This is a genomic window from Pseudomonas sp. LF-5 (genome assembly GCF_037626295.1).
Taxonomy (GTDB): domain Bacteria; phylum Pseudomonadota; class Gammaproteobacteria; order Pseudomonadales; family Pseudomonadaceae; genus Aquipseudomonas; species Aquipseudomonas monsensis.
Window position 1 is genome coordinate 269,186 of sequence record NZ_JARKMT010000006.1, and the last position, 25,439, is coordinate 294,624.

Here is a 25,439-nt window from a genome sequence, read left to right on the forward strand (position 1 = left end):
CGCGAACCGTTTTACCGAAACAACAACCTCAACGCCTTGCGCGTGTATGACCAGCGCGAGAAGGTGCGCCAGTCCGCACGCAACGCCTGAAAGTAGAACGCTCTGGCGAGTTTGTATTCGCCATGGGAATAGCAGTCGCGAAACAACGAAAGACAACGCTGCGCCAGAAACGCCTGTCGCAGGTCGTGCATCTGCGCCGGCATACGCCGGGCCGAGAACACTTCACTGACAACCTGCTCCGTGCCTGCAGCAAGACTCTGGCGCAAATCATGGCGCATGCTGTCGGCGTGCTTGTAGATAAGTGCCAGAGGCTGATTCAGAACAGTGCAGGGATAACGCGCCAACACCTGGGCAAACACCGGCAGATCTTCAACGTTGCGCAGATGCTCAGGATAAGTGCCCGGCACGAACACACCGCGATGCATGGCACAGGCACCGTTGGAAATTGATATGGTCTTGTCCAGCAGATACCCCTGCAGGCATTGACGTGGTGTCAGCGGCAATGGCTTGGCGCTTTGCAGGCTACGCCTGCCGTCCGCGAATACCGACCAGTGCGCGCCGATGACCATCATGCTTTGGGGGTTGTGGGCAATATGCTGCGAAAGTGCCGCGAGCGCACCGGGCGCCATTTCGTCATCGGAGTCGAGAAAAACCAGATACCGCCCGGTCGTCTCTTCAAGCCCCCGATTACGCACGGAAGACAACCCGCCATTGCTTTTGCGCACCGCACGAAAACGCCCACTGTGTTCGCGCAGAAGCGCTTCCACCACTGCAGGCGTCTCGTCCGTCGAGCCATCGTCGATGACTAAAAGATCCGCCGCCGCTTCATCCAGTTGCGCCAACACCGACTCCACTGCCCGGGGCAGGGTTCGCGCATAGTTGTAAGCCGGAATAACGACGCTGATCAGTGTTTCAGTCAAGACCGTATCCTTTCGCACCCTCTTTTACGACCAGAATATCTTCCATGATCAGGTATTGCAGGTCGGAACCGAAAAACATGTTCAACGCGTCAGTCGGCGAACAGATCATCGGCTCGCCACGACGGTTGAGGGAGGTGTTCAGCGACACACCGTTACCCGTCAGGTTCTCCAGAGCCTTCATCATGTCGTAATAGCGCGGGTTGTATTCGCGCTTGAGTACCTGAGCACGGGAAGTGCCGTCTTCGTGGACGACTTCCGGCACGCGGGTCTTCCACTCTTCAGCCACTTCGAAGGTGAAGGTCATGAACGGCGCCGGGTGATCGATCTTGATCATCTGTGGCGCAACGGTGTCGAGCATCGACGGGCAGAAAGGCCTCCAGCGCTCGCGGAACTTGATCTGGTGGTTGATGCGGTCAGCCACACCGGCCACGCTCGGGCAACCGATGATCGAACGGCCACCCAGTGCACGCGGACCAAACTCCATGCGCCCCTGGAACCACGCCACCGGGTTGCCATCGACCATGATCCTGGCGATTTCTTCCGGCATGTTGTCGAGCTTGCGCCAGGTCGGCTTGTTCTCGTGACGGGCGCACGCGGCGATCACGTCTTCGTTGCTGTACGACGGGCCGAGGTAGACGTGCTCCATCTTCTCGACCGGTACGCCACGGGCGTGGGACACATAGGCCGCTGCGCCAACCGCGGTGCCGGCATCGCCGGACGCCGGCTGCACGAACAGCTCCTTGATGTCATCGCGGGCGATGATTTTCTGGTTCAGCTTGACGTTCAGCGCACAACCACCGGCGAAGGCCAGCTTGCCGGTTTCCTTGAGCACGTCGCCCAGGTAGTAGTCGATCATCTGCAACGCCAGTTTCTCGAACAGCGCTTGCATGCTCGCGGCGTAGTGGATGTAAGGCTCGTCGGCGATGTCGCCTTCGCGTTTCGGACCCAGCCACTCGATCAGCTTCGGCGAGAAGTAGAAGCCTTTGCCCTTCTCTTTGTAGCGACGCAGGCCGATCACGTTGGCGTAGTCGGTGTTGATCACCAGTTCGCCGTTCTCGAACGAGGCCAGACGCGAGAAGTCATATTTGCTGGCGTCGCCGTACGGCGCCATGCCCATGACCTTGAACTCGCCGTCGAGCATCTCGAAACCGAGGAACTCGGTGATCGCGCCATAGAGGCCGCCGAGGGAGTCCGGATCAAAGAATTCCTTGATCTTGTGGATCTTGCCGTTTTCGCCGTAACCGAAGAAGGTCGTGGCGTACTCGCCCTTGCCGTCGATGCCGAGGATCGCGGTTTTCTCTTTGAAACCCGAGCAGTGGTAGGCGCTGGAGGCGTGGGCCAGGTGATGCTCGACCGGCTCGATCTTGATCTTCTTCGGATCAAAACCCAGTTGTTCAAGGCACCAGACGATCTTGTTGCGATAGCGCTTGTAGCGACGGTTGCCCATCAGGATCGCATCGAGGGCGCGATCCGGGGCATACCAGTAACGCTTGGCATAGTGCCAGCGGGCCTTGCCGAACAGGCTGATCGGGGCGAACGGAATTGCAACCACATCGACATCGGACGGCTTGATGCCGGCCTGCTCAAGACAGAACTTCGCCGATTCGTAGGGCATGCGGTTTTTTGCATGCTTATCGCGTACGAAGCGCTCTTCTTCAGCCGCCGCCACCAGCTTGCCATCAATGTACAAGGCCGCTGATGGGTCATGGCTAAGGGCGCCGGACAGGCCAAGAATCGTCAATGCCACAGGGTCTAGCCTCTTAAGTCTGCGTTCGGGCGCCGGGCGCCCTGAAAAATTGATGTGTCCCCGCACCGGGCGAGAGACAGCTAAAGGGCGGGATTATAGCGTAAACATGTCGGGAATTACCCTGTACGAATCGCGCCCGAACCGAATGAATCAGATAATTCCTGCTCAATGTCTTAATAACCACCCTTGCGCCAATAAATACCGAGGTTGCCATCGGTGACCTGACGATAAACCGTATAAGGCAGCGATATCGTATCGACCACGCCCGAAAGGGGCAGATCCAGCAAGACAAACGGCACAAGAAAACCGCTCGGGTCCGGCGGCGCATTCAGTACGCAAAAGTCGAAAGCCAGACCACTGTAAATGCGCGGTATGGATTGGCAGTAGGTTTTTTGCTTGCGCAGATCTCGAGCGGCATCGGCATCGTCCTGCAATACGGTCAGGGCACTCCCACAACCGGCTAGAGCCCATGAAAAAACACTCAACGACATTGTCTGTTTTATGGTCAAGGTTCGCCCTCCGAAATGGACAGGCAAACTACCATCGGCGCTGAACCGTACCCAGTTCATGGTTTCTGCAGATACTGTAGGACATGTCGCTAAATCTCGTCCTCAATCGCCGAAACCTCTGAGTGAGAGCTTCCCGGGCTTTCACCCGGCGCCAGATACATCCTTGGGCAGGCGCTGATCAATCACCTGATACAACGCACTGCTCTCGGGCCAGTTACGCATGAAGCGCGCCCGGTCGCGGGCATAAGCCGGCGCAAAACTGCTGACTGATCCATGCTGGCACATCGAATCCAGGTCGATCAGCGCCCAGCGATCGTCCTGCCAGAACAGGTTATGACCTTTGAAATCACCGTGACTGATGCGTTCGGCAATCAATTGTGCGAACAACAGATCGAGCGCCAGCAGCTCCGGCTCGGGCGCCTCGCCACTGTCCACGTAAGGGGCAAAACGCGCGATGATGTCTGGCCCGGACAGGAACTCGGTCACCAGATAGGCTCGACTGCGCAGCCACAAAAAGCGTTTCTCCAGCACCGCCAGCGGGGTCGGCGTGGCGATACCGAGAAACGCCAGGCGATTGCCTTCGCGCCACGAATGCCAGGCACGGCTCGGGCGCCAGAAACGCTTGAGCCAATGGGCGAATCCCTTGATGTTGTAGCGCTTGATCACCAGCGTGCGCGCACCCACCTTAACCTCGCCAACGCTCGCCGCGCCGCCGGTTTTATAGAGGTGACCGCGACTGAGCAACGCATCGGCCTGCTCCAGCACCGGGATCATCGCAGCTTCTTCTTCACGACGGATCGCCCGCAGACCAAAAGCCCCACGCCGGACACTGAACAGCGTGCACTCGCGACCAACCTTGATCAGGTAATCCTTCAGACGCCAGCGACGCACCTTGTCGATCTGCTTCTGCAAGGCTTCCAGCGGCAACGCGTGCTCGCTGTTGCTCAGCAGGTAATACACCAGCAGTTCTTCGGTAAACGGCTCAAGGCTCTTGGGCAACTGGGCGAAAAACACGCCGAGATTTTCCAGGACTTTCTGTCGCGACAACGGCTCGCCGGCGGTTTCTGCACGAATGCCGGCACCGTCGATCAAATACAACTGGCCGCCATGACGCAGCAGGTTGTCCAGATGCAAGTCTTCCTGCCAGAGGCCTTTGCCGTGCAGTTGGCCAATGGCAGCCAGCGCTTCGGCCAGGACTGCCGATTGTTCATCAGCCAGAACCGGTAGCGCCTCGACTTTCGCCCAGGCCTCGCCGAGACTTTCGGCGCCTTCAAGGTAGTCGAACAGCAGCCAGCCACCTTCGCCATCGCGCAGGCCATCGGCCAGCAGCAATGGGGTGGTCATACCCTGTGCGGCCAGCAGGCGCACCCCTTCGAGCTCGCGCTGAAAATGCCGCGATGCCTTGCTGCCGACCAACAATTTGGCCAGCACCGGACGCCCGCGCCACACACCGGCGCCGACATAGCGTTGTCCCGGCAACACTCGCAGCAGGCTCAGCAACTGCAGATCCGCCGTGCCGGCAGCATCGGCCAGCGTCACCGTCAGCGGCAGTTGCGGGGTCCGACCGACAGCGGCCAGCGCGGACAATTGCATCAGCGCGTCTCCTTGTGACTGCGACGAGCGGTCAGCCGCTCGAGCCAACGGTCGAGCAACGGGCTGTCGCTCGGCTGATCGAGATAAGCGGCCAGCAACTCACGCAACTGCGCCTCGTCCCACTCCGGCGCACGGCGTTGCAACGGTTCCAGATCCCGGATCCGGTCACGCATGCCGAACAGCAGCGGACGGGTCTTCTCCAGGTCGATGAGTTGCGCCTGATAGCCGTCCCCGGTGGCCTGCAGAAAGATGTGTTTGGGGTAGAAACAGCCATGCACCTGACGCACGCCATGCAGATGGCGGGCAAGCAGGCCACAGGCCTTGAGGATCGCCGAGTGTTGCGCCTCACTGAGTTGCGACCAGCGCTGCAGCAGCGATTCCAGGTCGCTCCAGCCATCCAGTGCGCGGGTCATCAGGACCGCACGGACTTCGCCACCCACTTTGCGCTCACCGAAAAACACCGCTTGCAGCGCCGGGATGCCGAGCTTCTGGTAGCGTCGGATATTGCGAAACTCGCGAGTAAAACTGGGCTCGCCGAAAGGCGCATGCAACGTGCGGGTCAGGTAATTGCTCTGGCGCTTGAGGTAATAACCGCGCCCCTCCAGATCCAGACGAAAAACACTGCTCCAGCCACCCCGCCCGGTGTTCGGTTCGTCGACGGCCTCCAGTTGCTTGGCCCACAGCGCGTCAAAAGTGCCGAGGCCATGGCGTTCAAGCAACGCACGGTCCTCTTCGGCCAGAAAATCGGTCATTCGCGTCCCTCGAAAAATCTCACCACGTGCCGAATCCGTTTCTTGTCGGCGTCATTGAGCCGATCGCACTGGCGGTATTGCATATAGAAGCGCAGGCGTTGGGTATTGGACAGGTGGTATTTGGCGAGCTTGTCGAGACAAGCCAGATCCTTGGTGATCCGGTACTTGAGCCAGAAGCCGCGCCAGAACTCGCCATTGGGGCAATCAATCAGAAAAATCCGCGCCTGGTCATCGACCAGCAGGTTGCGCCATTTCAGATCGTTATGGGTAAAACGGTGATCATGCATCGTCCGGGTGTAACCCGCCAGTTGCCGGCTGACGCCATCGACCCAGGCAGGATCCTTGAGTTTCGGATCCTTGCGCTCGGCCAGGGCCGAGAGGTCTTCGGTTTTCGGCAGTTCGCGGGTGATCAGCGCGCCACGGTCGTACGCCGCACCACGTCGCTCCAGCCCCCAGGCCACCACTTCAGCGGTAGGAATACCCCATTTGGCGAAGCGCTTGAGGTTCTGCCACTCCATCTTCACGCGTGGCTTGCCGAGGTATCGGCGCAAGCCTTTACCGGCGCCGACGTAACGCTTGACGTAATAATTGACGCCGCTGCGCTGTACGCGAATGACTTCCGACAGCGGATCGCGGGTCAGGCGTTCGCCTTGCAGAGCGAACACGGCCTCGAGGCTGCCGAAGTCGCTGGCCAGCTCGCCGTACTGCGGCTCAAGATTCCAGCCCGCCATCAGAGCGCATCCCCGTAACGCTGTTTGCGCGCGTAGAGCTTGTTGGCCTTGCCTTCCAGCCAGTTCAGCAACGGCGCTTCTTCGGCCAGGATCCGGCGTAGCGGTTGCTGGAAATAGCCCTTGAGAAAACGCAACTTGTCGCGGCGGGTCAGGCCGATGTCCAGAGCGGAGAAGTACAGCGCTGCCAGATCCTTGTTGCGCCAGCGTTGGGTGATCTTTGCACGGGTCTGGGCGCGGTGCAGGTCGATCACCGAGAGTTTGAAATCGTCCGGCGTCACCGGTTTGTCGGTGTGCAGCAGGAAATGGCAGATGTAGCAGTCGCGGTGATTGACCCCGGCGCGGTGCATCATGCCGGTCATGCGAGCAACTTCAGCGATCAGCGCGCGCTTGAGTTTTGGCTCGGGCGGCTGCTTGACCCAGTCGATGCTGTAGTCTTCGAGGCTGATGGTCGGCGCCAGTTCTTCGGTGACGATGAACGAGTGCTGATCGGCCGGGTTGCTGCCCTTCTCGCCGTACGCGACAGCGGTCATGGTCGGCACGCCGACTTCCTGCAAGCGCTGGATGGCTTGCCACTCCTGACCCGCGCCGAGCACCGGCAGCTTGGCGGTCAGCAAGTTCTTGAAGATTTCGCCCCAGCCAATACCCCGGTGAATCTTGACGAAAAATCCGTTGCCATCGACTTCCGTGCGTAGCGTGCGCCGAGCTTCCAGCTCGCGGTATACCTCGCCCTGCAAGCCCTCGACTTCGGCGAACGGATCGCGCCCGGCCCAGAGGGACTTGAAGGGTTCAGCCAGCATCAACTTCATTTAAGCGTGCTCCGCCAGAATCACATCGGCCGCGTGCTGCGGCATGCTGTAGAGGTCGGCCGTCTCGGCGAAGGCCAGACCATTGCGGCTCCAGGCCGCGCGTGCAGAGGCATCAGTCAACATTCGGCTCAGGTACTCGGTCAACTGCGCCTGATCGAACGGTTCGTCCAGCACCAGCCCGGCGTCCGCCTCGGCGATGTAATGCGCGTAACCGCAAACCGCGCTGACCAGCACCGGCAAACCGGCCACCAGCGCTTCGAGCAGCACCGTACCGGTGTTTTCGTTGTACGCCGGGTGGATCAACAGGTCGGCGCCCAGCAGGAAACGCGGGATATCGCTGCGACCCTTGAGGAAGGTCACGTTGTCGCCCAGGCCCAAAGTTGCACTCTGCATCTGGAACAATTTGGGGTCATCCTGGCCGATTACAAACAACCGGGTGCGTTTCTTCAGTTCGGCAGGCAACGCCGCCAGCGCTTTCAGACTGCGATCGACGCCCTTGGTCTTGAACCCGGAACCGATCTGCACCAGCAGCAACTCGTCATCCTTGAGGTTGAATTCGGCACGGAAACCGGCGCGAATCTCATCGGCATCCGCCGGGCGCCGACGATCCTGGGCAATGCCCGGCGGCAGCAGGTGGAAGCGCTCGAGCGGGGTGTCGTAATGCTTGATGAACAGCGGCTGCTGCACTTCGGAAATCATCAGCACTTCGGTTTTCGCGTCTTTGGCGAACACTGCGCGCTCGTATTCGGCGAAGTGGCGATAGCGGCCCCAGCGGCGGTACAGCGAGTGGCGCAGGTTCTGCGCCTTGTCTTCGAAGCAGCCGTCGGCGGCGTAATAGACGTCCAGCCCCGGCATCTTGTTGAAGCCGATCAACCGGTCCACCGGACGTTTCGCCAGGTCAACTTCCATCCACGCCGTGAGCTTCTCGTTGCGCCGATGATTGAACAACGCCTTGACCGGCGCCACCAGCACTTCGAAACCCGGCGGCACGTCGCCTTCCCAGATCAACGTGTAGACGCGGATCTGATGGCCGCGCTTCTGGCATTCGAGGGCGATGCGCATGAAGTCACGCTGCAAGCCACCGAACGGAAAATATTTGTACAGGACGAATGCCAATTGCATCAGCGCAGCTCCTCAGCCATCAACAACGTGCTCAGTCGGCTGGCGACACGCTCGGGGTTCAGACGCGTGAAGCACAAAGGCTGTTCACGCTTCAGGTCAAACTGACGGGCATCCTGCGCGGTCGGTTGGTAAGTACATTTCTTTTGCAGGCACGGTGCGCACGGGAAGTCGCTGGCCAGGTGAATCTGCAACTTGCCGTAGGCACCGGTCAGGCCCGGGTTGGTCGGACCGAAGAGCGAGATGGTCGGGACGTCCAGCGCGGCGGCCAAATGGCCAAGGCCGGTGTCCACCGCGACACACGCCTGCGCACCGGCCAACACTTTGCCAACGCCGGCCAGATTGAGTTTCGGCAGCACTTCAGCGTGCTTGAAGCCAGCGGCGATGCGTTCGGCGCGGGCCTTTTCCTGCGGGTTGCCCCACGGCAGTTTGACGCCAACGCCGAGATAGCCAACGCGCTCGGTCAGCTCGCGCCAATAGGCTTCCGGCCAGTGTTTGGTGTCCCACGTGGTGCCGTGGAGGAACACCACAAAGGCGTTTTTGCGCGGCAATTCGACCAGACGTTCGACGTTCAAACCGTAATCGCCCAAGCCTTTAGGCAGGTCGTAGCCCAGCGCGATGGCGAACAGTTGGCGCACGCGCTCGACGGCGTGCTGACCACGGGCCACGGCCAGTTTACGGTCGTAGAAACGCGAAGCCATCGGCTCTCGCGCCGAACCTTTGTCGAGACCGGCCACCGGCGCTTTGACGTAACGGGTCAGCCAGGCACTTTTCAGCAGACCCTGAGCATCAATCACCAAGTCGTACTTCTGAGCACGCACGCTTTGCTTGAAGCGTTTCCACTCGCCACTGGCGAGGGTCTTCCAGAGGTTTTTGCGCCAGCGGCGGATCGCCACCGGAATCACCTTGCCAACGGCCGGGTGCCAGGTCGGGATCTCGGCAAAGCCTTCTTCCACCACCCAGTCGAACTTGATCCCGGGGATCGCCCGGGCGGCATCGGTCAGCGCCGGCAACGCGTGGATCACGTCGCCCAGCGATGAAGTCTTGATCAGCAATACCCGCAACTTAATGAACCTCGACCACGGAGCCCTGCAACCTCTGCAAGGCATCGTTGACCGCGTCCGGCATCAGCTGGCGCAGGCAGTTGTAATGGCCGAACCGGCAGGTGCGGTCGAAACACGGACTGCACTCCAGGCCCAGACGGACGATTTCGACATGTTCGGCCAGCGGTGGCGTGAAGCCTGGCGAGGTCGAGCCGTAGACCGCCACCAGCGGACGGTTCAGCGCCGCCGCGACGTGCATCAGGCCGGAGTCGTTGGACACCACCGAGTCGGCGCAGGACAGCAGATCAATCGCCTCGGCCAGCGAAGTACCACCACTGAGGTTGACCGACTCTTCGCGCAGGCCGGGAATCAGCCGCGCGCGGATGTCTTCGCCCACCGCATGATCGTTTTTCGAACCGAACAGCCACACCTGCCAGCCTTCACGAATGCGCGCTTCGGCGACCTTGGCGTAGTGCTCGGACGGCCAGCGCTTGGACTCGCCGAACTCGGCGCCAGGGCACAGGGCCAGCACCGGGCGGTCGAGGGTCAGGCCGAATTTGGCCAGGGCCGCTTCGCGGGTCACCGGGTCGATTTGCAGGCTCGGGCGCGGATACGGTTTCGGCAGTTCAGCGTTCGGTTCATAGGCCAGGGCCATGAACCGCTCGATCATCAGCGGATAACGCGCCTTGTCGAGAGTGCGCACATCGTTGAGCAGGCCATAGCGAAACTCGCCGCGCCAGCCGGTGCGTTGTTTGATCCCGGCGAAGAACGGCACCAGTGCCGACTTCAGCGAGTTGGGCAACAGAATCGCCTGATCGTACTGGCCGGCCAGGGATTTGCCGATGCGCCGGCGCGTCGCCAATTCCAGCGCACCGTGGCCGAGCGGGAAGCTCAAGGCTTTGCGCACTTCGGGCATGCGCTCAAGGATAGGCCGGCTCCACTCGGGGGCCAGCACGTCGATTTGGCATTGCGGGTGGCACTGCTTGAGACACTGAAACAGTGTCTGCGCCATCACCATGTCACCGACCCAACTGGGCCCAACGATCAGAATATTCATGTGGTTTCCATAAACGAACCGGGGAGGCATTTACGCCTCCCCGCCTCGATAATCACTGAGGGAGCGGCACTGCTTGCGATGGGTCATTACCTTCAACATGACTGTCGACTGTCACTCCACTATCGCGAGCAGGCTCGCTCCCACATGGTTTGTTCGTCCTGCTTCAGATCTACAGACACTGTAGATCCACTGTGGGAGCGAGCTTGCTCGCGAAGGGGCCATCACATCCGACATCGGTGTCGTCTGACACTCCGTCTTCGCGAGCAAGCTCGCCCCCACAGGGTATTGGGTGCTACACAAACCGGTTTCAGCTTAGCCCCAACTCTTTCCAGATCCGCAAAACCTGCCGGCGCTCGTCGGCAAACTGGTCTCCCGCAATCACTCCGGCGTCCTTCTGCAAGGCCTGCCGGTGGGCGGCGGAGCGGTAGGCCTTATAGGCCTCGCGCAACAGGCTGGCATCTTCGGCAGGCATCAGCCCTTCGTGTTCCAGCTCTTCCAGAATGCGGATGTTATCGGTCCAGCGCAGCAATGGCGGGTGGTTGTGCGACCACGCCAAGGCCGCGTATTGCACCATAAATTCAATATCGACGATACCTCCGGCGTCCTGCTTGAGGTCGAACGGCGCCGTGGCTTCGAAGGCATTGGCGGCAGTACCGGCCGCGGTGCCCTTGCTGCCGAGGTTGTCACGCATCTTCGCGCGCATCTCGCTGACTTCCTGTTGCAACTTCGCCAGATCCCGCGCCTTGCCCAAGACCTGCGCCCGGACTTTCTCGAACGCCTGGCCGACATCCTGACTGCCCACCAGCACCCGCGCGCGCACCAGGGCCTGATGCTCCCAGGTCCAGGCTTCATTTTCCTGATAGCGCTCGAACGCACCCAGCGAACTGACCAGCAACCCCGAGGCACCGGATGGCCGCAGGCGCATGTCCACCTCATAGAGCTGACCGGAGTTGGTCTGCGCCGTCAGCAGGTGAATGATCCGCTGGCCCAGCCGGGTAAAGAACTGCGCGCCATCAATCGGCTTCGGCCCGTCGGTTTCCGCCTGCGGATCGCCGTCATGGATAAACACCAGGTCAAGGTCCGAACCATGCCCCAGTTCCAGCCCGCCGACTTTCCCGTAACCGACAATGATGAAGCCGGGATCGCACAAAGTGCCGTCGGTGCGCAGCGGCGTGCCGTACTTGGCCACGGTCTGGCGCCAGGCCAGCGCCAGCACTTGCTCGAGAATCGCTTCGGCCAGCCAGGTCAGGTAATCGCTGACTTTCATCAGCGGCAGACTGCCGGCGATTTCCGAGGCGGCGACGCGCAAGCGATGCGCGAGCTTGAAGTGACGCAGGGCTTCCATCTGCTGCTCGAGGTCGTCCTCGGGAATCCGCGTCAGGCGCTCGCGCAACTCGGTAGCCAGCTCTGGCGCCAACGGTGGCTTGAACAGCCGGCCTTCGTTGAGCAACTCATCGAGCAGCAGCGGGAAACGGGTGATCTGCTCAGCAATCCACGGGCTGGCCGCGCACAGCGTCAGCAAGCGTCGCAGGGCTCCGGGGTTTTCCGTCAGCAACACTAAATAAGCCGAGCGCCGGGCGACCGCTTCAACCAGCGGCAGTACACGCTCGAGCACCAGATCCGGATTGTCGTGCTCCACCGCCTGCGCAAGCAGACGCGGAATAAAGGCATCGAGCCGCTCACGGCCCAGACGCTGCATCGCCCGCAACTGCGGGCTGCTGCGCAAACTGGCGAGGGCTTTGAGGGCCTTGGTCGCATCAGCGAAACCGCCCTCCTCCAACTGCCGGCACGCCGCCTCTTCGTCCTGCGCCTCTTCCCACAGTGGCAGCCACTCGCCGCCCACCACCACCTCACAGCTGGCGCCTTCTTCCTCATCGGGGTCGGCAATCACTTGCGCGAAATGCCAGGCCACGCGACCGCGCCAGAACATCAGCTTTTCGTGGAACGCCTCCCAGTCGGCAAATCCGAGCATGAACGCAATGCGTGCCTGATCCTGAGCGCCGTCCGGCAGCATCTGGGTCTGGCGGTCGGCAATCGCCTGAATCGCATGTTCGGTGTAGCGCAGGAATTCGTAGCCTTCGCGCAATTCGCTGATCACCGCCGGCGGCAGATAACCCTGCCCTTCCAGTGTGCTCAATACTTTTAATAGCGGACGCTGTTGCAGGCTCAGATCACGCCCGCCGTGAATCAGCTGGAAGGCCTGGGCGATGAACTCGACTTCGCGGATACCGCCGGAGCCGAGCTTGATATTGTCGGCCATGCCCTTGCGCCGCACTTCCTGCTGGATCAACTGCTTCATGGTGCGCAGCGCTTCGATCGCCGAGAAGTCCAGATAACGCCGGTAAACGAACGGCCGCAGCATGTCGAGCAACTGCGCACCCGCCACCTGATCGCCGGCCACCACCCGCGCCTTGATCATCGCGTAGCGTTCCCAGTCGCGCCCCTGATCCTGGTAATACTGCTCCAACGCATTAAAGCTCAGCACCAGCGCGCCGGACGAACCGTAGGGGCGCAGGCGCATGTCGACGCGGAACACGAAACCGTCGACGGTCATCGGGTCCAACGCCTTGATCAGGCGCTGGCCGAGACGAATGAAGAACTCCTGATTATCCAGCGCGCGTTTCACCCCGACGGTTTCGCCGCCCTCGGGGTAGGCGAAGATCAGGTCGATGTCGGAAGACAGGTTGAGCTCGACCGCACCGAGCTTGCCCATGCCGAGGATGACCATTTGCTGCGGCAACCCGCTGCGCCGGCCGGTGGGCGTGCCGAACTGCTGGCAATGGCGGCTGTACAGCCATTGATAGGCCTGGTCGATGGTGGCGTCGGCCATGTCCGAAAGGTCGCGACAGGTCTGCACCAGATCGGCCTGACGATTGAGGTCACGCCAGATAATCCGCACCTGATGGCGCGCGCGCTGGCGACGCAGCACACGACCGAGTTCGTCTTCGCTCTGCGCTTCGCTCACGGCGGCGGCAATCTGTGCACAGAGTTCACCCGGCGCGAAAGGCCGATCGAGCTCGCCGGACTGCACCAGCGACAACAACATCAAAGGGTCACGAACGCTCTGTTCAATGACAAAATCGCTGGCGGCACTGACGCGGGCGAATTGCGCCCAGCGCTCCGGCGTCCAATTGGCGAAGCCGTGATCGTCTTCGAGTGAGGCGACGGCCGTACGGAACGACTGCTCGGATCGAGTGACCAACGGCAGGAGAATGGCGGGCAGTTCTGCAAGCACGGGCAGGGTCATGGTCTATCCTTGATCGGCGTGTAAATGGCCGCTTGTAGTGTTTGATGAAAACCCGCTACGCGAAGGACTGTCGAACAAAAGTTAGAAATAGCTGAAATTTCTTCTTCTTTAGCATCCAGCATCAAAGTTTCACCTTTTACGGATGGTAATCGACCAACCTTAACGATTATTCTCACAACGCAGTCGGAGGCCACAAGCCTTTCATCTGTAGTTTTACTACTCGTCTATACATCCGAAAGGCTGAAATGCTCAAAGATTTGTAGTAAAACTACACGCCGCCGGAACAACCTGTCGGCAATCCAAGAATTTTAAATCGTCTGCCCACAAGGCCAGTCGCAAACTCAGGCAACCGATTCTGGAAGCCTTTCCGCCCTGGAGCAAGCCATGCAAGACCTCGATCCCGTCGAAACCCAGGAATGGCTGGACGCCCTGGAATCGGTTCTCGACAAAGAAGGCGAAGACCGTGCTCACTATCTGATGACCCGTATGGGTGAACTCGCGACCCGCAGCGGCTCGCAGCTCCCTTACGCCATCACCACGCCTTACCGCAACACGATCCCCGTGACCCACGAAGCACGCATGCCTGGCGACCTGTTCATGGAACGCCGCATTCGCTCGCTGGTACGCTGGAACGCGATGGCCATGGTAATGCGTACGAACCTGAAAGATTCTGACCTGGGTGGTCACATCTCCAGCTTCGCCTCCAGTGCGACTCTGTATGACATCGGCTTCAACTACTTCTTCCAGGCCCCGACCGACGAACACGGCGGCGACCTGATCTACTTCCAGGGCCACACCTCGCCAGGCGTTTACGCCCGCGCATTCATGGAAGGCCGCATCACCGAAGACCAGATGAACAACTTCCGCCAGGAAGTCGACGGTCAGGGCCTGTCGTCCTACCCGCACCCTTGGCTGATGCCTGACTTCTGGCAGTTCCCGACCGTATCCATGGGTCTGGGTCCGATCCAGGCGATCTACCAGGCACGCTTCATGAAGTACCTGGAACACCGTGGCTTCATCCAGCCGGGCAAACAGAAAGTCTGGTGCTTCCTGGGCGACGGCGAGTGCGACGAGCCGGAATCCCTGGGCGCGATCTCCCTGGCCGGCCGCGAGAAGCTGGACAACCTGATCTTCGTCATCAACTGCAACCTGCAGCGCCTCGACGGCCCGGTTCGCGGCAACGGCAAGATCATCCAGGAACTCGAAGGCGTGTTCCGCGGTGCTCAGTGGAACGTGACCAAAGTCATCTGGGGCCGTTTCTGGGACCCACTGCTGGCCAAAGACGTCGACGGCATCCTGCAGCGTCGCATGGACGAAGTCATCGACGGCGAGTACCAGAACTACAAAGCCAAAGACGGCGCGTTCGTTCGCGAGCACTTCTTCAACACGCCTGAACTGAAGGCGATGGTTGCCGATCTGTCCGACGACGAGATCTGGAAGCTCAACCGTGGTGGTCACGACCCGTACAAGGTCTACGCGGCGTACCACGAAGCGGTCAACCACAAAGAACAACCGACCGTCATCCTGGCCAAGACTATCAAGGGTTATGGCACCGGTGCCGGCGAAGCGAAGAACACCGCGCACAACACCAAGAAAGTCGATGTCGACAGCCTGAAGTTGTTCCGCGATCGTTTCGACATCCCGGTCAAGGACGAAGAGCTGGAGAACCTGCCGTTCTTCAAGCCAGAGCCAAACAGCGCCGAAGCCCGCTACCTCAGCGAGCGCCGTGCTGCACTGGGCGGTTTCGTTCCGCAGCGCCGCGCTCAGAGCTTCAGCGTACCGACGCCGGACCTGGATACTCTGAAAGCCATCCTCGATGGTTCTGGCGACCGTGAAATTTCCACCACCATGGCCTTCGTGCGGATCCTCGCGCAACTGGTCAAGGACAAGGAAATCGGCCCGCGCATCGTTCCGATCATCCCGGACGAAGCCCGTACCTTCGGTATGGAAGGCATGTTCCGTCAACTGGGCATCTACTCCTCCGTCGGCCAGCTCTACGAGCCAGTCGATAAAGACCAGGTGATGTTCTACAAGGAAGACCAGAAAGGTCAGATCCTTGAAGAAGGCATCAACGAAGCAGGCGCCATGAGCTCGTTCATCGCCGCCGGTACTTCGTACTCCAGCCACAACCAGCCGATGCTGCCGTTCTACATCTTCTACTCGATGTTCGGCTTCCAGCGTATCGGTGACCTGGCCTGGGCCGCTGGCGACAGCCGCACCCGTGGCTTCCTGATCGGCGGCACCGCCGGCCGTACCACCCTGAACGGTGAAGGTCTGCAACACGAAGACGGTCACAGCCACCTGCTGGCCGCGACCATCCCGAACTGCCGCACCTACGATCCAACCTACGGCTACGAGCTGGCGGTGATCATTCAGGACGGCATGAAGAAGATGACCGAAGAACAACAGGACATCTTCTACTACATCACCGTGATGAACGAGTCGTACCAGCAGCCAGCCATGCCGGCCGGTGCCGAAGAAGGCATCAAGAAAGGCATGTACCTGCTCGAAGAAGACACCCGCGACGCGGCGCACCACGTTCAGCTGATGGGCTCCGGCACCATCCTGCGTGAAGTCCGTGAAGCGGCGAAGATTCTGCGTGAAGAGTTCAACGTCGGCGCCGACGTGTGGAGCGTCACCAGCTTCAACGAACTGCGTCGCGACGGCCTGGCCGTGGAGCGCAGCAACCGCCTGAAGCCTGGCCAGAAGCCTAAGCAGAGCTACGTCGAAGAATGCCTGAGCGGCCGTAAAGGTCCGGTCATCGCATCGACCGACTACATGAAGCTGTTCGCCGAGCAGATCCGTCAGTGGGTACCGTCCAAGGAATTCAAAGTCCTGGGCACCGACGGTTTCGGCCGCAGCGACAGCCGCAAGAAACTGCGTCATTTCTTCGAAGTCGACCGTCATTTCGTGGTGTTGGCAGCCCTGGAAGCACTGGCTGACCGTGGTGATATCGAACCTAAAGTCGTGGCCGAGGCCATCGTCAAGTTCGGCATCGACCCGGAAAAACGCAACCCACTGGACTGCTGAGGAGACATTTTGTGAGCGAACTCATTCGCGTACCTGACATCGGCAGCGGTGAAGGTGAAGTAATTGAACTGTTTGTGAAGGTCGGCGACCGCATCGAAGCCGACCAGAGCATCCTGACCCTGGAATCGGACAAGGCCAGCATGGAAGTGCCAGCCCCGAAAGCCGGCGTCATCAAAAGCCTGAAAGTGAAGCTGGGCGACCGTCTGAAAGAAGGCGACGAACTGCTGGAGCTGGAAGTCGAGGGCGCCGCGCAAGCGGCCCCTGCTCCTGCTGCGGCACCGGCTGCCAAAGCTGAAGCCAAACCAGCCGCCGCTCCTGCTGCCGCTGCACCAGCCGCTGCCCCTGCTGCCGCTTCGGTTCAGCAAGTGCACGTGCCGGACATCGGTTCGTCGGGCAAGGCGCAGATCATCGAGATTCAGGTCAAGGTCGGCGACACCGTCGAAGCTGATCAATCGTTGATCACCCTGGAATCCGACAAGGCGAGCATGGAAATCCCGTCGCCTGCCGCTGGCGTGGTCAAGGCCATCAGCGTCAAGCTCAACGACGAAGTCGGCACCGGCGACCTGATTCTGGATCTGGAAGTGGCGGGTGCTGCGGCCCCTGCTGCGGCCGCTCCGGCTCAAGCTGCTGCGCCAGCCGCTGCCGCTGCGCCTGCTCCTGCAGCAGCCCCGGCTGCGCCAGTGGCCGACAGCGTTCAGGACATCCACGTTCCGGACATCGGTTCGGCCGGCAAGGCCAAGATCATCGAAGTGCTGGTCAAGGCTGGCGACAGCGTTGAAGCCGACCAGTCGCTGATCACCCTGGAATCCGACAAGGCGAGCATGGAAATTCCATCGCCTGCCGCTGGCGTGGTGGAAAGCGTTTCCATCAAGCTGGACGACGAAGTCGGTACCGGCGACCTGATCCTCAAGCTGAAAGTCAAAGGCGCGGCGCCTGCTGCCGCTGCTGCTCCGAGCGCTCCAGCACCAGCCGCTGCTGCTCCGGCTGCCGCTGCACCTGCTGCTGCCGCTCCGGTTGCTGCTCCAGCCAAGCCAGGCGCGAAAGTTCACGCCGGCCCGGCCGTGCGTCAACTGGCCCGTGAGTTCGGCGTCGAGCTGAGCGCCGTTGGCGCCAGCGGTCCGCACGGTCGCATCCTCAAGGAAGACGTGCAGGTTTACGTCAAGGCGATGATGCAGAAGGCCAAGGAAGCGCCGGCTGCTGGCGGTGCCACCGGTGGCGCGGGCATCCCGCCGATTCCGGTCGTGGACTTCAGCCGCTTCGGCGAAATCGAAGAAGTGCCGATGACCCGCCTGATGCAGGTCGGCGCTGCCAACCTGCACCGCAGCTGGCTGAACGTGCCACACGTGACGCAATTCGACTCGGCGGACATCACCGAGCTGGAAGCCTTCCGCGTGGCGCAGAAAGCCGTTGCCGAGAAGGCCGGCGTCAAGCTGACCATCCTGCCGCTGCTGCTCAAGACCTGTGCGCACCTGCTCAAGGAACTGCCGGACTTCAACAGTTCGCTGGCGCCAAGCGGCAAGGCGATCATTCGCAAGAAGTACGTCAACATCGGCTTCGCGGTCGACACCCCGGATGGCCTGCTGGTACCGGTCATCAAGAATGTCGACCAGAAGAGCCTGCTGCAACTCGCTGCAGAAGCCGCTTCGCTGGCTGAAAAAGCCCGCACCAAGAAGCTGTCTTCGGACGAGATGCAGGGCGCCTGCTTCACCATTTCCAGCCTCGGCCACATTGGCGGCACCGGCTTCACGCCGATCGTCAACGCGCCGGAAGTGGCGATCCTCGGTGTTTCCAAGGCCACCATCCAGCCAGTCTGGGACGGCAAAGCCTTCCAGCCGAAACTGATGCTGCCACTGTCGCTGTCCTACGATCACCGCGTGATCAATGGCGCTGCCGCTGCACGCTTCACCCAGCGTCTGGGCAGCCTGCTGGGCGACATCCGCACCATCCTGCTGTAACCGAACAGGCCCTCCGGCAACGGAGGGCCTGTTGCGTCACCCTTTCGAGCGCCACACGCTCGTACCTCAACCCCGTCAGTTTGACGGGGCTTTTTTTTGCCTGGTGAAAACCACCCTCAAGATTTTTCCCACGAGTTGTACTGATATCAGCTACGACCCGAGTCCACTTCGCGCCGATATTTTTATGCGCCAGATAACTAATCTTGGCACTGCAAAGCCAACTAACGCGTTTTGCCTTATTTATTCTTATCAAGCATTTATTCGAATGGACTCATTCATGTTCAAACCCACTATCGGCCCAATCATTGGCCACGTCACAACTAACCATGCGCGCATCTTTATTCGCGGCGAGCATCAAAACAATGCAACCGTATTTGCGGCAGTTCGTTATCGCGCTGTCGATTCCCAACAATGGTCAAGCGTGACTTTCGCCAGACTAAGCGAATTACGTGACATGTCAGAAGTACTGACACTCAACAACTTGAATGCGGATACCGAGTACGAATACCAGGCCATGTGGTTCAGCCCGATGAATCCGGTACACACCGTCGACAGCGTGGCGGAGTTGCCCCTGCAATGGCCACGTGAGAGCTATCGCTTCCGCACGCGCTCCGCCCAGGCCTTGCAGCCCAGAGCCTACATCATCGGCTCCTGCCGCTACTTGCGCATGACCGCCGGCATCGCTTCGCTGCCGCAGTTGGGCGACCGGATCTTTGCGTCCATCAACCAGTTGATCGAAGGTGCGCAACCGCCGGTCAGTGCCACACTCATGACCGGAGACCAGATCTATGTCGATGATCTGAACCTGATCGCCCCCGACCGGGAATATAAAGACATCCTTCTCAAGTACCGCGCCGCATTCTCGCAACCGCATATACAACGGCTGATGTCTGGAACGTCGACTTACATGATGCTCGACGACCATGAAATCGAAGATAACTGGCCGGCGAACGCCGGAAAGTCCGACCATGAGTTATACCGCAACGCCATGGCTGCCTATGAGTTGTATCAAGCCAGTCACAGCCCGGCACATTCACTGACAACTAACGGTGAAGTTGACCGCTCGAAACTTGATCATTACTGGTATCAATTCCGTGACGGCGATATTGAATGGTTCGTGACCGACAGCCGCACTCGCCGCAACTTGTCGGCCGATAATCGCCGTATCCTGGATGAGGCGCAGGAACAGGCGTTGCTCACGTGGCTGGTCAACAGCCCGGCACGGGTCAAGTTCGTGGTCACCAGCGTGATGTTCTACCCGGATCGCAAACGGCATGGCGACGATGCCTGGAAAGCCTTCCCGGAACAGCGGCTGCGGCTGCTGGAAACCATCCGCACCCAGCGCATCAGAAATGTCGTGTTTGTTTCCGGCGATGTGCATGGATCGCTGACTGCACGCCTGAGCCACAGCGAAGACGCTGACTTCGAAGTGCACACCATCGTTTCCTCGCCACTGTGCAACAGCAAGCTGCTGCCCTATGCCAAAGCCTCCACCTTCATCCTCGATCAGCCGCTGGTGCGCACGGCAGCGGGCGATTATCGGCATGAGCTGACCAGTACGGTGGTCAGCGAGGACAACTTCGCCCATGTCGTGGTGGAGACTGATCATATTTTGATCAATTACCATGATCGGGATGGCAAGAAGCTGCAATCCGTCAGGATCAAACTGCGTTGAAATCGAAAAAGATCGCCGCCTGCGGCAGCGCCTACCTGGGTAGGCGTCCCCTGTAGGCGCTGCTGCAGGCGGCGATCCTTTGCTCTTTTACAAGAGGCGCTGGAGAAATGCCCCGCGCGGCCGACACATTCTTATAGCACTTGGCCTTCATCTCTCTTGTCAGTCAGTGCCGCAATGATGCAACCTTGCCGCAGGCAACAGTTAAGAGGGCGAGAGCCCGGCGCGTTCAGCATATTTCCAAGCGAGTTCCCTTCATGAAGAGCCAACCCGATGCCGCCAGCCGTATGGCGGCCGAGGTAGTGACGCAGTTGCCTGTGCCCTCGCGGCTCGGCATGCTGCGTTTCGAGCGCTTGAATGAAGCCAGTTGGGCGATGCTGTTTCTCGACCCCAACTGCGAGCGCCAGTTCGGTCAACCGGCCGTTGAACTGTGCGCACTGGTCGGCTCGCCGTACGCCAGCCTGATGGAACCCGAAGCGCGCTATCAGTTGCATGACACCATCCAGCAGCAGCTCGGCACCAGCCCGCACTATCTGGTGCGCTACACCCTGCACACCGCCGCCGGCACGCTGAGCGTCCTGGAATTGGGTGAAGCCTATAAACAACACAATCGGCACCTGCTGCGCGGCTATCTGCTGGCGGTCGACGATGTGTTCGACGAAGCGTCGTCACTGCCCTCGGTCGACCTCGAAACCCAGAACTCTCGCCTGCAGATCGCCCTGGAACTGAACCAGCGCGCCCAGCAGGAGCAACTGCAGCACCTCGAACGCGTGCGCGCCCAGCAAGACCTGATTCTGCTGCTCGCCCGCCAGCGCTACAGTTCGCACAATTCGTTGCAGGAAGCCGCCGAGCTGATCACCCGCTGCGCCTGCGACATCTACGAGATCGACTGCGCCAGCCTGTGGAACCTCGAAGGCCAGCAACTGGTGCCGATTTCGGCCTACCACCGCGCGACCCAAGAATACATTCTCCCGGATGTGATCGACATCAGCAGCTTCCCCGACTACATGGAAGCGCTGCACAGCAGCCGCGCCATCGACGCCCATAACGCGATGCGTGATCCGCGCACCCGCGAGATGGCCGAAGCCCTGCGCCCGCGCGACGTCAACGCCATGCTCGACGCGAGCATCCGCGTCGATGGCCAGGTGGTTGGCGTGCTGTGCCTGGAACAGACCGGCGTCACCCGCGCCTGGCAGTCCGACGAAATTGCGTTTGCCGGTGAGCTGGCCGACCAGTTCGCCCAGGTCATCAACAACCACAACCGCCGCACCGCCACCAGCGCCCTGCACCTGTTCCAGCGTGCCGTGGAGCAAAGCGCCAACGCCTTTCTGCTGGTCAACTGCGACGGTGTGGTCGAGTACGTCAACCCCAGCTTCACCGCGATCACCCAGTACACCACCGAGGAAGTCCATGGCCAGCGCCTGTCGGAGCTGCCGGCTCTGGAAAACCTCAGCGAACTGCTGTTCGACGCGCCCTCGGCGCTGGCCAAGAGCAACAGCTGGCAGGGCGAATTCAAGAGCCGCCGGAAAAACCTCGAACCCTACTGGGGGCAGCTGTCGATCTCCAAGGTCTACGGCGACAACCGCGAACTGACCCATTACATCGGCATCTACGAAGACATCACCCAGACCAAACTGGCGCAGCAGCGCATCGAACGTCTGGCCTACACCGACAACCTGACCAACCTCGGCAACCGTCCGGCGTTTATCCGCAACCTCGATGAACGCTTCGCCCGCGACAGCGATACGCCGATCAGCCTGTTGCTGGTGGACATCGACAACTTCAAGCGGATCAACGACAGCCTCGGTCACCAGACCGGCGACAAACTGTTGATCAGCCTCGCCCGGCGCCTGCGCAACAGCCTGAGCCCGAGCGGCAGCCTCGCCCGGTTCGCCAGTAACGAATTCGCCGTACTGCTCGACAACACCGATCTTGAGGCCGGCCAACAAATCGCCAGCCAGTTGCTGATGACCCTCGACAAACCGATGTTCGTCGACAACCAGTTGATCAGCGTCACCGGCTCGGTCGGCCTGGCCTGTGCGCCGCTGCACGGACGCGACCCGCAAACCCTGATGCGCAACGCCGGGCTGGCCCTGCACAAGGCCAAGGCCAACGGCAAACATCAGGTACAGGTTTTCACCGAAGCACTGAACGCAGAGGCCAGTTACAAGCTGTTCGTCGAAAACAACCTGCGCCGCGCCCTGACCCAGAACGAGCTGGACGTGTTCTACCAGCCCAAGCTGTGCCTGCGCAGCGGTCGCCTGCTGGGGATGGAAGCGCTGCTGCGCTGGAATCACCCGGAGCGCGGCATGATCCGCCCGGACCAGTTCATCAGCGTCGCCGAAGAGACCGGCTTGATCATTCCGATCGGCAAGTGGATCGCCCGTCAGGCCTGCCGCATGAGCAAGGCGCTGACCGCCGCGGGCATGGGCAATCTGCAAGTGGCGATCAACCTGTCACCGAAACAGTTCTCCGATCCGGATCTGGTCGCCTCGATCGCCAACATCCTCAAGGAAGAAGCGCTGCCGGCCAACCTGCTGGAGCTGGAGCTGACCGAAGGCCTGCTGCTGGAAGCCACCGAAGACACGCACTTGCAGCTCGACCAGCTCAAGCGCCTGGGCCTGACCCTGGCCATGGACGACTTCGGCACCGGTTATTCGTCGCTCAGCTACCTGAAGAAATTCCCGATCGACATCATCAAGATTGATCGCAGCTTCATCCACGAAATCCCGGACAACCAGGACGACATGGAAATCACCTCGGCGGTGATCGCCATGGCCCACAACCTGAAGCTCAAGGTCGTGGCCGAAGGCATCGAGACTGCCGAGCAACTGGCGTTCCTGCGCCGTCATCGCTGCGACGTCGGCCAGGGCTACCTCTTCGACCGGCCGATCCCGGGCAACGAGTTGATCCACGCCCTCAAACGCTACCCGCGCGGCCCGCTCTGCCTTTAATCCTCTACATTTCCCTGTAGGCCTTCGCCTGCTCGCGATAGCGGTGGGTCAATCAACTATTTGTCACTGAAATACCGCTATCGCGAGCAGGCGAAGGCCTACAGTGGGGCGAGTACCCGCACATTTTGGGTAGTGATTAACCGGGCATCATTGGGCACACTGGCGGTCTGACTTTTTACATCCAACCTGACTGAGAGGAACGATCATGGTTCTGCGCTCGGAAATTCTGGTGAACAAGAACGTGCTACCGACCAAAGAACAAGCGTTACCCGGCCGCGAAACCGCGATGACCCTGCCTGAAAAACACTTCGTCTTCGAAGAAACCCCGCTGCTTGGCCCGTTTTTCCAGGACGTCGACTTCGCGATTTTCGGCCTGGGTTGCTTCTGGGGCGCCGAGCGCCGCTTCTGGCAGCGTGAAGGCGTGGTCAGCACGGTCGTGGGTTATGCCGGCGGTTTCACGCCGAACCCGACCTACGAAGAAGTCTGCTCGGGCCTGACCGGCCACGCCGAAGTGGTGCTGGTGGTGTATGACAAGGCCAAAGTCAGCTACGAAGAGCTGCTGGCAATGTTCTGGGAGCTGCATAACCCGACGCAGGGCATGCGTCAGGGCAACGACATCGGCACCCAGTACCGCTCGGTGATCTACGCGACCTCGCCTGAGCATCTGGATGCGGCGCTGAAGAGCAAAGCGGTGTATCAGGCGGAATTGTCGAAGGCCGGTCTGGGCGAGATCAGCACCGAGATCGAACAGGCGCCAACCGTGTACTTCGCCGAGGCGTATCACCAGCAGTATCTGGCGAAAAACCCTGAGGGTTACTGCGGGATTGGCGGCACCGGCGTGTGCATGCCACCGAGCCTCGCGGGGAACTGAACCCTGAAAGCATCGCGGGCAAGCCCGCTCCCACAGAGTGATGCGCGATTGTGAATTCGGCGCTAAACCTGTGGGAGCGGGCTTGCCCGCGAAGGCGTCCGATCAGACACCATCAAACCAACTGATCAACTCTCGGCAATCAACCAATCCATCTGCCACCCACCCTGGGTCTGCCCCAGCTTCTTCGACAGCCACGGCAGCAACTCACGCAATTCTTCCTCCAGCCCCCACGGCGGATTGGCAATCGCCATGCCCGAACCGTTCAGGCTGTTCGGCGTATCCAGCGGATGCACCAGCAGTTCCACGCGCAGCAACTTCGGCGCACCGGTACCGGCCAGATCCTGATAGAACCGACGCAACGCACGCTGATCCTTCACCGGATACCAGATCGCCGCCACCGTCTGGCGCATGCGACCAATCGCCTCTTTCAACGACGCCGCGCAGCGCTGCATTTCATCGAGCTGCTCGAACGGCGGGTCAATCAACATCACCGCACGCTTTTCCTGCACCGGCAACATCGCCCGCGCCACATGCCAGCCCTCGCCGAGGTGAACCTTGACCCGGCGATCACCGGCCATGTTGTCCTTGAGCAGCACGCCGTCTTCCGGGTGCTTCTCGTTGAGCATCACCCGATCCTGCGGCCGGGTCAGGCGCCGCGCCAGCTCCGGCGAACCCGGGTAGTAGCGCAACTGGCCATCCGGGTTCATCTCGTGCAGCACCTTCATGTAGTCGGCGGTCAGCGCCGGCAGGTCCGGCTGATCCCACAACCGCGCAATGCCTTCCAGGTATTCGCCGGTGCGATTGGCCTGATCGCCCTGCAAGTCATACAGACCGATGCCGGCGTGCGTGTCGAGATAGGCAAACGGCTGCTCCTTGCGCGACATCAGGGCGATGAGGCGGGTCAAGGTCAGGTGTTTGAACACATCGGCGTGATTGCCGGCATGGAAGGCGTGACGATAATTCATGGCTGCTCCTGCGAAGGGCGCAAAGTTTACCTTTTACCGGGCGGCAAGTCAGGGGTTCGCAGCCGAGTGGACAAAAGCCTTTCCCTCACCCTAACCCTCTCCCGGAGGGAGAGGGGACTGACCGTGGTGATCTTGCGAGTTACATCGACCTGAAAGATCAGCGTGATCTCAGGCTTGGCCAAGCGAAGATCAGCGCGGAAGTCGCTAGTCGACGCACATCACCCAGACAACTCGGTCAGTCCCCCGAAGCTTGGCCAAGCGAAGTTCACCGCTGAAGTCGCAAGCCGGCGTACATCACCCAGACGACTCGGTCAGTCACCCGAAGCTCGGCCAAACGAAGTTCACCGCTGAAGTCGCAAGTCGGCGTACATCACCCAGACAACTCGGTCAGTCCCCCGAAAGAACGCCACCCTCCAGGCTTGGCCAAGCGAAGTTCACCGCTGAAGTCGCTAGTCGGCGTACATCACC

The 25,439-nt window shown here is 60.6% G+C and carries 18 protein-coding genes; 5 read left to right on the plus strand and 13 right to left on the minus strand.

Annotation, left to right across the window (positions count from 1 at the left end; translation table 11 throughout):
* Positions 1-11: 11 nt before the first annotated feature.
* The 12 genes from PseuLF5_RS19230 to PseuLF5_RS19285 all read right to left on the minus strand — a co-directional run bounded on the left by PseuLF5_RS19230 (position 12) and on the right by PseuLF5_RS19285 (position 13,646).
* Positions 12-920: a glycosyltransferase family 2 protein gene (locus PseuLF5_RS19230; protein ID WP_340134335.1), complete on the minus strand. Its 909-nt coding sequence runs from the start codon at positions 918-920 to the stop codon at positions 12-14.
* Positions 913-2,667 (minus strand): carbamoyltransferase family protein, encoded by a 1,755-nt coding sequence (locus PseuLF5_RS19235; protein ID WP_123470822.1) that lies wholly within the window; start codon positions 2,665-2,667, stop codon positions 913-915. The genes PseuLF5_RS19230 and PseuLF5_RS19235 overlap by 8 nt, the downstream gene beginning before the upstream one ends.
* 173 nt (positions 2,668-2,840) lie before the next feature.
* A complete protein-coding gene (locus PseuLF5_RS19240) occupies positions 2,841-3,176 on the minus strand; it encodes a YceK/YidQ family lipoprotein (protein WP_123470820.1) in 336 nt (111 codons plus the stop codon).
* A gap of 141 nt (positions 3,177-3,317) precedes the next feature.
* Positions 3,318-4,769 (minus strand): lipopolysaccharide kinase InaA family protein, encoded by a 1,452-nt coding sequence (locus PseuLF5_RS19245; protein ID WP_123470818.1) that lies wholly within the window; start codon positions 4,767-4,769, stop codon positions 3,318-3,320.
* The gene (locus PseuLF5_RS19250) at positions 4,769-5,521 is read right to left on the minus strand and encodes a lipopolysaccharide kinase InaA family protein (protein WP_123470816.1); all 753 of its coding nucleotides are present in this window, start codon (positions 5,519-5,521) and stop codon (positions 4,769-4,771) included. Before PseuLF5_RS19250 ends, PseuLF5_RS19245 begins: the two co-directional genes overlap by 1 nt.
* Entirely contained in the window at positions 5,518-6,252 is a 735-nt protein-coding gene (locus PseuLF5_RS19255) for a lipopolysaccharide kinase InaA family protein (protein WP_123470815.1), read from the minus strand. The genes PseuLF5_RS19250 and PseuLF5_RS19255 overlap by 4 nt, the downstream gene beginning before the upstream one ends.
* A complete protein-coding gene (gene rfaP / locus PseuLF5_RS19260; RefSeq protein ID WP_186746179.1) occupies positions 6,252-7,058 on the minus strand; it encodes a lipopolysaccharide core heptose(I) kinase RfaP in 807 nt (268 codons plus the stop codon). Before rfaP ends, PseuLF5_RS19255 begins: the two co-directional genes overlap by 1 nt.
* Positions 7,059-8,180 (minus strand): glycosyltransferase family 4 protein, encoded by a 1,122-nt coding sequence (locus PseuLF5_RS19265; protein WP_222833809.1) that lies wholly within the window; start codon positions 8,178-8,180, stop codon positions 7,059-7,061. It lies immediately after the preceding gene.
* On the minus strand, positions 8,180-9,241 hold the full coding sequence (gene waaC, locus PseuLF5_RS19270) for a lipopolysaccharide heptosyltransferase I (protein WP_123470809.1): 1,062 nt from the start codon (positions 9,239-9,241) through the stop codon (positions 8,180-8,182). The genes PseuLF5_RS19265 and waaC overlap by 1 nt, the downstream gene beginning before the upstream one ends.
* 1 nt (position 9,242) lies before the next feature.
* The gene (gene waaF, locus PseuLF5_RS19275) at positions 9,243-10,277 is read right to left on the minus strand and encodes a lipopolysaccharide heptosyltransferase II (protein WP_340134338.1); all 1,035 of its coding nucleotides are present in this window, start codon (positions 10,275-10,277) and stop codon (positions 9,243-9,245) included.
* Between the two features lie 307 nt (positions 10,278-10,584).
* Positions 10,585-13,524, minus strand: coding sequence for a bifunctional [glutamate--ammonia ligase]-adenylyl-L-tyrosine phosphorylase/[glutamate--ammonia-ligase] adenylyltransferase (gene glnE / locus PseuLF5_RS19280; RefSeq protein WP_340134340.1), 2,940 nt, complete (start codon positions 13,522-13,524; stop codon positions 10,585-10,587).
* Complete coding sequence (locus PseuLF5_RS19285; RefSeq protein WP_256198919.1) at positions 13,521-13,646, minus strand: hypothetical protein; 126 nt, start codon at positions 13,644-13,646, stop codon at positions 13,521-13,523. Before PseuLF5_RS19285 ends, glnE begins: the two co-directional genes overlap by 4 nt.
* A gap of 262 nt (positions 13,647-13,908) precedes the next feature.
* Between PseuLF5_RS19285 and aceE the strand changes: the two genes are divergently transcribed.
* The 5 genes from aceE (at position 13,909) to msrA (ending at position 24,006) form a co-directional block, all read left to right on the plus strand.
* On the plus strand, positions 13,909-16,554 hold the full coding sequence (gene aceE / locus PseuLF5_RS19290) for a pyruvate dehydrogenase (acetyl-transferring), homodimeric type (protein WP_123470804.1): 2,646 nt from the start codon (positions 13,909-13,911) through the stop codon (positions 16,552-16,554).
* 11 nt (positions 16,555-16,565) lie between these two features.
* Positions 16,566-18,509, plus strand: a complete 1,944-nt coding sequence (gene aceF / locus PseuLF5_RS19295; RefSeq protein ID WP_336347840.1) for a dihydrolipoyllysine-residue acetyltransferase — start codon at positions 16,566-16,568, stop codon at positions 18,507-18,509.
* Positions 18,510-18,786: 277 nt separating this feature from the next.
* Positions 18,787-20,184, plus strand: coding sequence for an alkaline phosphatase D family protein (locus PseuLF5_RS19300; RefSeq protein ID WP_340134382.1), 1,398 nt, complete (start codon positions 18,787-18,789; stop codon positions 20,182-20,184).
* Between the two features lie 254 nt (positions 20,185-20,438).
* Positions 20,439-23,135, plus strand: a complete 2,697-nt coding sequence (locus PseuLF5_RS19305; protein ID WP_123470799.1) for a putative bifunctional diguanylate cyclase/phosphodiesterase — start codon at positions 20,439-20,441, stop codon at positions 23,133-23,135.
* Positions 23,136-23,340: 205 nt separating this feature from the next.
* A complete protein-coding gene (gene msrA / locus PseuLF5_RS19310; RefSeq protein WP_123448336.1) occupies positions 23,341-24,006 on the plus strand; it encodes a peptide-methionine (S)-S-oxide reductase MsrA in 666 nt (221 codons plus the stop codon).
* Between the two features lie 125 nt (positions 24,007-24,131).
* On the opposite strand, the gene PseuLF5_RS19315 is transcribed toward msrA, so the two are convergent.
* Positions 24,132-24,971, minus strand: coding sequence for a 23S rRNA (adenine(2030)-N(6))-methyltransferase RlmJ (locus PseuLF5_RS19315; protein ID WP_007915674.1), 840 nt, complete (start codon positions 24,969-24,971; stop codon positions 24,132-24,134).
* Positions 24,972-25,439: the final 468 nt, after the last annotated feature.